General features: G+C 47.8%; 8 protein-coding genes. 5 read left to right on the forward strand and 3 right to left on the reverse strand.

Going from position 1 to position 10,214, the window contains the following annotated elements:
• Positions 1-41 precede the first annotated feature (41 nt).
• Both GX419_05675 and GX419_05680 read left to right on the forward strand, forming a co-directional pair.
• Positions 42-2,036, forward strand: a complete 1,995-nt coding sequence (locus GX419_05675; GenBank protein ID NLI24175.1) for a glycoside hydrolase family 97 protein — start codon at positions 42-44, stop codon at positions 2,034-2,036.
• A 13-nt stretch (positions 2,037-2,049) separates the two neighbouring features.
• Positions 2,050-2,811 (forward strand): hypothetical protein, encoded by a 762-nt coding sequence (locus tag GX419_05680; GenBank protein ID NLI24176.1) that lies wholly within the window; start codon positions 2,050-2,052, stop codon positions 2,809-2,811.
• A gap of 229 nt (positions 2,812-3,040) precedes the next feature.
• Here the strand turns inward: GX419_05680 and GX419_05685 are convergent, their stop codons facing one another.
• Entirely contained in the window at positions 3,041-4,438 is a 1,398-nt protein-coding gene (locus GX419_05685) for an HD domain-containing protein (protein ID NLI24177.1), read from the reverse strand.
• A 224-nt stretch (positions 4,439-4,662) separates the two neighbouring features.
• Here GX419_05685 and uvrB point away from each other — a divergent pair, with 224 nt between their 5' ends.
• On the forward strand, positions 4,663-6,678 hold the full coding sequence (gene uvrB, locus GX419_05690; GenBank protein NLI24178.1) for an excinuclease ABC subunit UvrB: 2,016 nt from the start codon (positions 4,663-4,665) through the stop codon (positions 6,676-6,678).
• A gap of 12 nt (positions 6,679-6,690) precedes the next feature.
• Here uvrB and GX419_05695 read toward each other — a convergent pair whose 3' ends face one another.
• Positions 6,691-7,551: a sigma-70 family RNA polymerase sigma factor gene (locus GX419_05695; GenBank protein NLI24179.1), complete on the reverse strand. Its 861-nt coding sequence runs from the start codon at positions 7,549-7,551 to the stop codon at positions 6,691-6,693.
• Positions 7,552-7,737: 186 nt separating this feature from the next.
• Positions 7,738-9,174 carry a Do family serine endopeptidase gene (locus GX419_05700; GenBank protein NLI24180.1) on the reverse strand — a complete coding sequence of 479 codons (1,437 nt, stop codon included), beginning with the start codon at positions 9,172-9,174 and terminating at the stop codon, positions 7,738-7,740.
• A 123-nt stretch (positions 9,175-9,297) separates the two neighbouring features.
• On the opposite strand from GX419_05700, the gene GX419_05705 reads away from it, so the two are divergent.
• Both GX419_05705 and GX419_05710 read left to right on the forward strand, forming a co-directional pair.
• Entirely contained in the window at positions 9,298-10,083 is a 786-nt protein-coding gene (locus tag GX419_05705; GenBank protein NLI24181.1) for a diaminopimelate epimerase, read from the forward strand.
• 29 nt (positions 10,084-10,112) lie between these two features.
• Positions 10,113-10,214: acyl-CoA thioesterase (locus GX419_05710; GenBank protein ID NLI24182.1), on the forward strand; the 102-nt coding region annotated here is incomplete at its 3' end.

Consider the following 10,214-nt stretch of genomic DNA (forward strand, 5'->3'; position numbering starts at 1 on the left):
AAAACAATAAATTTAAATTACCTTTCCAAATGCTTTCATCCATGAAAAACATGATCTGCCTTCTGACAGTTTTATTGACATTTTCGCCCCTTATGGCCCAGAAAAATTTTACCGTAACTTCTCCGGACAAGAAAATCACCGTAACCATTGCTCCTGGAAGCAAGCTGCAATACAGCATCAGCTACCAGGGGAAAACCATCCTCGAGCCTTCGCCCATAAGCCTTACATTATCTGACGGAAAAGTATTCGGGCAAAACGCCAAACTGGCCAAATCACCATCCGCACGTTCGGTCAACAGCCAGGTGAAACCATTGTACGGCATGGCTGAGGTTTATCCCGATGTTTACAATGAACTGCAGATGGATTTTGCTGCCGGATATTCTGTAGTTTTCCGTGTTTACGACAATGGCGTTGCTTACAGGCTGATCACCTCCCTCCCTGGTACTATTCAGGTAAAGAATGAAGAAGCTGTCTGGAACTTTCCTGAAAAATACCAGGGCTATTTTCACCAGGTAAAAGGGTTCGAGACCTCCTTCGAAGAGCACTATCTTCACGATGCCATTTCGGTGCTGGATAAAGGAGCCATTGCCTCCCTTCCTCTGTACGTTGATGCCGGAGTTGCCAGGATGGTCATCACGGAAGCCGATTTGCTGGATTACCCGGGACTCTATCTGACATGGAACGGAAAATCAGGCCTTCAGGGAGTCTTACCCCAGGTACCCAAAACGGTTCAGCCGGGAGGACTGAAAAACTTCAACCTGCGGGTAAAGGAACGCTACGATTACATAGCAGAAACTTCAGGAACGAGGGCCTTCCCATGGCGACTTACCGTAATTGTCCCGGAGGACAAGGATCTGCTGAACATAACCCTCCCCTATCTTCTGGCCTCAGAAAATAAAATCGGAGATGCCTCGTGGATTAAACCCGGCAAAGTAGCCTGGGACTGGTGGAATGCCAACAATTTAACCGGGGTTCCTTTTAAAACAGGTTTCAACACCGATACATACAAGTATTTCATCGATTTTGCAGCGCGCAACGGCATTGAATACATCAATCTTGACGAAGGATGGTCTGATCAGTTTGATCTGCTGAAAATCAATGACGGATCGGTAACGCTTGGCACCAATCCCACCCTGGGTGCAAACCTAAACATGCCGGAATTGTTCCGTTACGCCAAGGAAAAGAATGTAGGGATTATTCTTTGGTGTGTATGGCATACCCTTGACCGTCAGCTGGAAGAAGCGCTTGCCCAGTTTGAAAAATGGGGCGTTGCCGGCCTGAAGGTAGATTTTATGGACCGCGACGACCAGCTGGTGGTGAACTTTTACGAAAGGGTTGCCAGAGAAGCGGCCAAACGCCATATGCTGGTGAATTTTCACGGAGCCTATAAACCCACAGGGCTTGAACGAACCTATCCAAATGTCATCAACAGGGAAAGTGTGCAGGGACTGGAGTACAACAAATTTTCCAATCAGGCCACACCGGAGCATGCGGTATCCATACCTTTTATCAGAATGCTGGCCGGGCCTATGGATTATACGCCGGGAGCCATGACCAACGCCAACAAGGAAGATTTCCGTATCATTAACGACCGCCCCATGAGCCAGGGCACCCGTTGCCAGCAACTGGCCATGTATGTTGTTTATTACGCTCCGCTCGAAATGCTCAGCGATGCGCCAACCCGCTATGAAAAAGAACCCGACATTTTGCATTTTCTGGCCTCGGCTCCTACCGTCTGGGATGAAACCCTCCCGCTGGACGGAAAGGTAAGCGATTACGTTCTGATGGCCCGCCGGAAGGGGAACACCTGGTGGGTGGGCGCCATGACCGACTGGACTGCACGGTCTCTTACCCTGGATCTGAAGTTTCTTGGTGAAGGAACCTATACCATGGAGTTATTCCGCGACGGCGCCAATGCCCACAGAATCGGGGATGATTATGTGCGCGAAGTAAGGTCGGTAACCCGAAACGATAAAATTTCCCTTGAACTTGCCCCCGGAGGCGGCTGGGCAGCCCGGATTACCCCCAACAATTAACCTGTCTGAACTCATGAAAGGAAAAGAACATAACGCAGAAAACCGCTCCTCTCAGGGAAATCAATCTTTCAGCATTGAGTACCTCCGGCGAAAATCGGGATTACCAGGGCCGAGGGCAAACCTCGGGCTCATGTATTCCTTTGCGCGTAAAGCCAGCATGGATGACATCTATGCCTGCCTTCTTGTTAATTCAAAAGAGCAGAAAGATGCCCAGGACGAATTTGTTCTGATGTGCGGAATTGTAGGATATTGCTACCAGAAGCGGAAAGACTACGCGGAAGTCCTTTCCGAAATACGCCCTTTTGCCTCCCACCCCAACTGGCGGATACGAGAGGCTGTTGCCATGGGTATCCAGGAAATGGTCGATAACAACCTGCCTGAGATAATGGATCTTCTTGAACCATGGGTCAATGGGACATATTACGAAAACCGCGCGGTGGCAGCAGCCCTGTGTGAGCCAAAACTTCTTAAAAACGAGGAAGATATACGGAGGATCTTACGGATTATCAAAAAGATCACTATGAAGTTTCTGCTCATAAACGGCAAACTGACCAGTGAACAGGAAACCCTGCGGAAGACCCTCGGATATGCATGGAGTGTGCTGATTGCCGCTTCTCCGGTGGACGGAAGGCCGGAGTTTGAAAAACTCGCGGCCAATACCAACCCCCACATCCAATGGATCGTGCGGGAAAATCTGCGAAAAAACCGGCTCACCGAAATGGACAAACTGTGGGTGGAAAAGCTTCAGAGAAAACTGCCAAAAGAAAGACCATAAGCCTATACTCAGTTTACAAAACGGCGATTCCGACATCACGGTCAAAAAAGGCCGCTACCCTTATATAAATCCTGAATTATTCAATGGGTGCGGATGATACATTACCGTATGCAAGGATTTCGGAACCGAACTGGTCAACGGAAAAGCAGTTGCATCACCAACGCCGCTTTTAGGCTGTATAGGATTTGATATCCCGGGAGAAGAATGCAATGGGTAAATAAAAAGCAGCTTAATCTTCTGTGATTAATGCTTTTATGCGCTCAATCTGCGTCTGTTTGTTTACCTCTCTGAGATTCTGGGCCGTTTGGGTGAAATACTGATGCCCGCTGAGAAATTTCAACTGCAGTTTGTTCCATTCGTTCAGGGTACCGATCATGTTCCGTTCGCTGAGTTCCCTGTAGAGGGTATTGGAAACGGGAATGAAATCGATCCGGCCCAGGTAATCCAGATCAGAATCGCAGATAATGGCTTCCAGCAGGTTGCGTGGCTGGGGAGGGAGCTTGGTGGCCATGATGATTTCGCAGATGCGATCGATCTGTTCCTGCGAATAGCCGTATTTAGGCAGGTATTCACGTGCAATTTCACAACTCCGTTCCTCATGATCCTTGTAGGAAATGACGTGCCCTGCATCGTGGAAAAGAGCCGCTGTTTTCAGCAGAAGGATCTCTTCGTCGGTACAGCCTTCAGCCCAGCCTATCAACTCTACTTCGGTAACCACATCCACCGTATGCTTCACATTATGATAATAAAGCGTTTTGGGAAGTTCTCTCTCCAGTTTGTCCAGAATGATCTCCTGCAAATCGGTAAACTGAATTAATTTGAACTTGGTATTGAAGTTTTCATTGGGGACGGCAGTCTCGCCATGGACAGCAAACTCGGGCTTGAGGCCTTTTACCCAGAAGACGTCGAGATCATCCTTGTATTTAACAGGTAATTTGCCATAGTACTCGCAGTCGAAAAACTCCTTCACCAGTTCATAGGTCATTTCGGAAATCAGCACCTTGCCATAAACCCCGAATGATTCAAGCCGGCTGGCTGTATTGACTGTAGCTCCCTTGATATCATAGCTTTTTTTCTTCTGGCCCGAAACAGTGGCCACAACAGAACCAGTGTGGATACCGGTACGGAGCTCCCACACCTGTTCGCCTCTGTTTTTCTGGATGTCATACAGGTACTGATGCATCTGAAGGGCAGCCAGCACAACCTGAACAGGGTTGGTAATGTTCTTTACCGGAATACCGCCGGCGCACATGTATGAATCGCCGATGGAATGTATCTTTTCAATATTCAGGTTTTTGACAATCTGGTCAAAATGATAGAAAATATCGTCCAGCTCATCCATGAGCTTCTGCCGGTCCATATCTTCTGTAATGCGGTTAAGCCCGTGAACATCGGCAAACATAACCGTCACCATCTTGAAGTTCATCACCGGCTTTTCTTCGGCCGGCCTGATACGGGCTCTCTCTGCCTCGGAAATCTCCGACAGCATCTGCTTCAACCGTTCATTTTCTTCCGTCAGCTTATCAACAAGCTTCTGAAGCTTATCCTTTTCTTCAAGAAGCTCCTGATTTTGTTTTGCCAGCTTTGCTACACGCCTGATTAACGCTTCATCCTGTTCCGGAACCATGCCCATAGATAGTTTAAAGTAAAAGTATATTTTCTCTTCAAAATATCAAAACATTCAGTGTTCCATCCTGTTTTCAATTGGAGTAACTTACCTACCTTTGCCTATGCCTTACACTAGCTTGCCGGCCCCTTGCCAGCCCGGTTATGTGTTTTTGTCGTATGGTAAAAAGGAACTTTTTATTTTGGGGTGTTTTATAAAGGAGTGATGTAGAAGTCAAAAAAAAGATGCCATTTAAATTAGTTTCCGATTATAAGCCAACAGGTGACCAGCCGGAAGCAATCGAACAACTGGTCAAAGGCCTGGAATCCGGCGTTTCCTTTCAGACCCTTATGGGAGTCACGGGTTCAGGAAAGACCTTTACTATGGCCAATGTTATTGAGCGGATGCAGCGTCCGGCTCTGATTCTGAGCCATAACAAGACACTTGCCGCCCAGTTATACGGGGAATTCCGTCAGTTTTTCCCTGAAAACGCAGTGGAGTATTTCGTTTCCTACTATGACTATTATCAACCCGAAGCCTATCTTCCGGTTACAGACACCTACATTGAAAAGGACCTCTCGATTAATGAAGAGATTGAAAAATTGCGCCTCAGAGCCACTTCGGCCCTGCTCTCGGGAAGGAGGGATGTGATTGTGGTTGCATCGGTTTCGTGTATTTATGGTATTGGCAATCCGGACGATTTTTACAGTAATACCATCCGCATTCATCGGGGAGAAAAAATCAGCAGGAACGTTTTTCTGCGCAGGCTGGTTGACAGTTTGTATTCACGGAATGATGTGGAATTCAAGCGGGGAACCTTCCGGGTGCGGGGTGATACGGTAGATGTATTTCTTGCCTACAGCGATTTCGCTTATCGTTTTTCCTTCTGGGGGGATGAAATTGAGAGCATTGTCACCATTGACCCGGAAACCGGAAAATCGGGAGAAAAACATGATGAAGTTGTGATTTTTCCGGCCAACATTTTCGTAACTGCTTCCTGGCGCATTCAGGACGCCATACGGCAAATTCAGGACGATCTGGTAAAGCAGGTGGAATTTTTCAAAAACAATGGACGTCAGCTGGAAGCCAAAAGGCTGGAAGAGAGGGTAAACTATGATCTGGAGATGATCCGCGAACTGGGTTATTGTCCGGGTATTGAAAATTACTCACGGTATTTTGACGGGCGCCCTCCCGGAAGGCGGCCATTCTGCCTTCTGGATTATTTTCCGGACGATTTCATTACCTTTATTGATGAGAGTCACGTTACAGTGCCGCAGATCCGTGGCATGTTCGGCGGAGACCGGTCGCGGAAGCAAACCCTGGTGGAGTATGGGTTCAGGCTGCCGGCTGCCCTCGACAACCGCCCTCTGCGGCTGGAGGAATTTGAAGAGCTTATTGGCCAGACCATCTTCGTAAGTGCCACCCCCGCCGAATACGAACTTCAGAAGTCAGAAGGAGTTGTGGTTGAGCAGTTGATACGGCCCACCGGCCTTCTGGACCCCGTTATTGAAGTAAGGCCCAGCCTCAATCAGATTGACGACCTGATGGAAGAAATCCGCCGGCGTGTGGAGGTCGGGGAACGTGTACTCGTCACAACCCTTACCAAACGAATGGCTGAGGAGCTTACTGCCTATCTTTTGAAATTCAGGATTAAAACGCGTTATATCCATTCCGATATCGACACACTGGACCGTGTGCAGATTATGGAAGGACTTCGGAACGGAAGCTTTGACGTGCTGGTGGGAGTGAATCTTCTGCGGGAAGGGCTCGACCTGCCGGAAGTTTCGCTTGTAGCCATTCTCGATGCCGACAAGGAAGGGTTTCTGCGTTCGGAACGCAGTTTGACCCAGACAGCAGGACGGGCGGCACGTCATCTGCACGGAACCGTTATCATGTATGCCGATACCGTTACCGAGTCGATGCGAAAAACCATAGAAGAAACCAACCGGCGAAGGGAAAAGCAGTTGCGGTACAATGCAGAACATGGAATTACGCCGCGGCAGATTGAAAAAGCGCTTGTTTCCATCATGGGCAACAGGGAGGAATTTTCCTCGCGCCATAAGGTATATGTAGAACCTGAAAACACGGATATTGCGGCCGATCCTGTCGTTCAGTACATGGACCGCAAAGCCCTGGAAAAGGCCATTGAAAAAACCCGCAAAGCTATGGAAAATGCGGCCAGGGAACTTGATTTTATTGAAGCGGCCCGGCTGCGGGACGAAATGTATGCCCTTCAGAAGCTTCTCGAATCGAAAAACTGACAGGCTCTGCTTCTATCCAAGATAGGACTTTAGTATTTTACTGCGCGAAGTATGCCTCAGGCGGCGGATGGCTTTTTCCTTTATCTGCCGCACCCGTTCGCGGGTCAGGCCAAACCGGTCGGCTATCTCTTCGAGGGTCATTTCAGGACAGCCCAGCCCGAAGAAATACCGTATGATGTCTCTTTCCCGTTCGGTCAGGGTAGATAAAGCCCGTTCGATCTCCGTACACAGCGATTCCTTAATCAACTGCCTGTCGGCAACCGGAGAATCAGTGTTTACCAGGACATCGAGCAGACTGTTATCTTCTCCGTCGGCAAAAGGAGCATCTACCGAAACATGACGTCCTGACACCCTTAGCGTGTCGGCAATCTTTTCCTTCGGCAGTTCAAGCATTTCTGCCAGTTCCTCCGGTGTGGGAGTACGTTCGTATTCCTGTTCAAATTTTGCAAAGGCCTTGTTCAGTTTGTTCAGGCTGCCAACCTGGTTCAGGGGCAGACGTACAATACGCGACTGCTCGGCCAGAGCCTGAAGGATGGACTGCCTGATCCACCATACCGCATAGGAGATGAACTTGAATCCGCGCGTTTCATCAAATTTCTCGGCGGCTTTGATCAGTCCGAGGTTCCCTTCATTGATCAGATCGGGAAGACTCAGACCCTGATTCTGATACTGCTTGGCAACAGAAACCACAAAACGCAGATTGGCACGCGTAAGTTTTTCAAGGGCTTCTCTGTCGCCTTTTCTGATTCGCTGCGCCAGTTCAACTTCCTCTTCGACGGTAATAAGTTCTTCTCTTCCAATCTCCTGAAGATACTTATCGAGCGAAGCACTTTCCCGATTGGTAATCGACTTTGTAATTTTCAGCTGTCTCATGGCATTCCCGTTGGTAAAGCAAAACCAGGGGGCGAAATTACATCAAGGAATATTTAAAATCAATTTAAATTAGGGTTTTATGAAAAAAATCATAAAACCTAAGTACCATGAATTAACAAATTCATGGTACCTGGAATAAAAAAAGGGATGGAGTTGACCATCCCTTCTATTCAGAATAAAAACCGATTATAGTCCAAAAGCATAATACGCCACCATACCGTTGGGATACACTCCTTCGATATAAACGCCTCCCTTTGTTTTTGAAAGAATATCGTTCAGGTCGTTAACGGAATTGATGGCCTTATTGTTGACGCGGGTGATAATAAATCCGTTGCTGATACCGGCATCTCTGAACTTTCCTTTTCCTACTTCCACAACCCGAAGTCCGTTGGAAATACCCAGGTTCGATTTTTCCTGATCGGTGAGGGGCGCAAAGGTAGCACCCAGCACCATCACCAGGTCGGATTTTTTCACAACACCGGTGGTTCCCTGCATGTTGCGCAATACTACATCGAACTGTTTTTCCTTATTATCGCGCAAAACGGCAATATTTATTTTCTGACCCGGACGATAGCGACCGATCTGCTCCTGCAGTTCGGCACTGCTCGTGACCTTTATACCATTAACATTCAGAATCACATCGCCTTCCTTGATGCCGGCTTCTTTTGCTGCGCCATTGTCGTTAACAGCATCAACATACACACCGTTGATGGTACCCAATCCTTTATCCTTTGCCAGCTGGGCGTCAATATTCCGGATGGACACACCGAGGAAGGCACGCTGAACCTGGCCGTATTCCATCAGGTCTTCCACAACCTTCCTGACTATGCTCACCGGAATGGCAAAGGAATTACCGGCATATGCACCCGAAGGAGATATGATGGCAGAAGTAATTCCTACCAGTTCTCCTTTCAGATCGACCAGGGCCCCGCCACTGTTACCCTTATTCAGAGCCGCATCGGTCTGAATAAACGATTCAATTCGGTACTGATCGTCCAGTATTCCAAGGTTCCGGCCTTTGGCCGACACGATTCCGGCAGTGACCGTAGAGGTCAGATTGAAGGGATTGCCGACAGCCAGTACCCACTGTCCAAGCCGCAGTTTGTCAGAATCTCCCCAGGGAATAAACGGCAGATCTTTTCCGTCAATCTTCAATAAAGCAATATCGGTACTTGGATCGGTGCCGACCAGCTTTGCTTCAAACTCCCGGTTATCATTCAGGGTAACCATAATCTTTTCCGCCCCGTCGATAACATGGTTGTTGGTAACGATATACCCATCGGGACTAATAATCACTCCCGAACCAAATCCAACAACCGGCTCGGAACGTTCCTCATATGGACGTCCATAAAAGAATTCGTAAATCGGATTGCGGTATACCTGTGAAAGCACGGCTTGCGTTTTGACATGCACTACTGCATGAACCGTCCGTTCAGCAGCATAGGTGAAGTCGGTTATGCTGGTATCAAATACCGATGAAAGGCTGGTGAGGGTGACAGGAACTTTTTCGGTGGCGGTAACAATGCGCGTTTCAGGACGAAATACCATTGTGTATAATCCCAGGGAAATAAGCCCTCCCATCAGCGCTACCAGCAGCAGTCCGAAAAATCGTTTCAGGTTCATAGCTTTCTTTTTTTATGTTTTACATTTGTTGTCGGATTACAACAATCAATTTTCATGCAAAATAACGGCATGCAAAGCAAGTTTGTTTGATCAGCTACCAACATTTAACTTTTTTTAACCGCTATGCAGCTTCATTTTTACAAATATCAGGGAACAGGAAATGATTTCATCATCATTGACAACCGGGAGAAAATTTTCACGGCAGAAGAACAACGAATCGCCTGGTTGTGTCACCGGCGGTTCGGAATCGGCGCTGACGGGCTTATGCTGCTGGAATCAGACCCTGGTTCAGACTTCGCCATGCGCTATTTTAATGCTGATGGCAAGGAAAGCACTATGTGCGGCAACGGAGGCCGCTGTATGGTAGCTTTTGCCCATAAACTGGGACTCGCAGGCACCCACGTCCGTTTTGGCGCTATTGACGGAATGCACGAAGCATTTGTTGATACTCCTTCCTATGTAAGGCTCAAAATGCAGGATGTTCAAGGTCTGGAAATACTGGGAAAGGATGGCTTTCTCAATACCGGCTCCCCGCACTATGTAAAATGGGTTGATCATGTGAAGGAGCTTAATGTAGTGGAAGAAGGGCGAAAAATCAGGTATCACGAACGATTCAAACCAGGCGGCACCAATGTAAATTTCATCGAACGGATGGATGAAAACACTCTCTTTGTGCGCACTTACGAGCGCGGGGTTGAAGACGAAACACTTTCCTGCGGTACCGGAGTTACTGCATCTGCAATTTTTGCAGGAATGGGAAACAAAAATGACAAAGTGACATACTCCATCTTGACATTAGGAGGAAAACTCACCGTTCGTTACAATAAAGCTGGGGAAAACCATTGGACTGACATCTGGCTGGAAGGCCCTGCTGATTTTGTATTCGAAGGAGACATCACCCTGAAATAATCAGAATAACCACTATGCTGACCAACAGAATGGGTTACTATTTTGAACTGGAAATGGAAGTGCGCGATTATGAATGCGATATCCAGGGAATTGTCAATAATGCGGTTTATATGAATTACCTGGAGCACGCC

It is taken from the genome of Bacteroidales bacterium, assembly GCA_012517825.1.
Taxonomy (GTDB): Bacteria; Bacteroidota; Bacteroidia; order Bacteroidales; family JAAYUG01; genus JAAYUG01.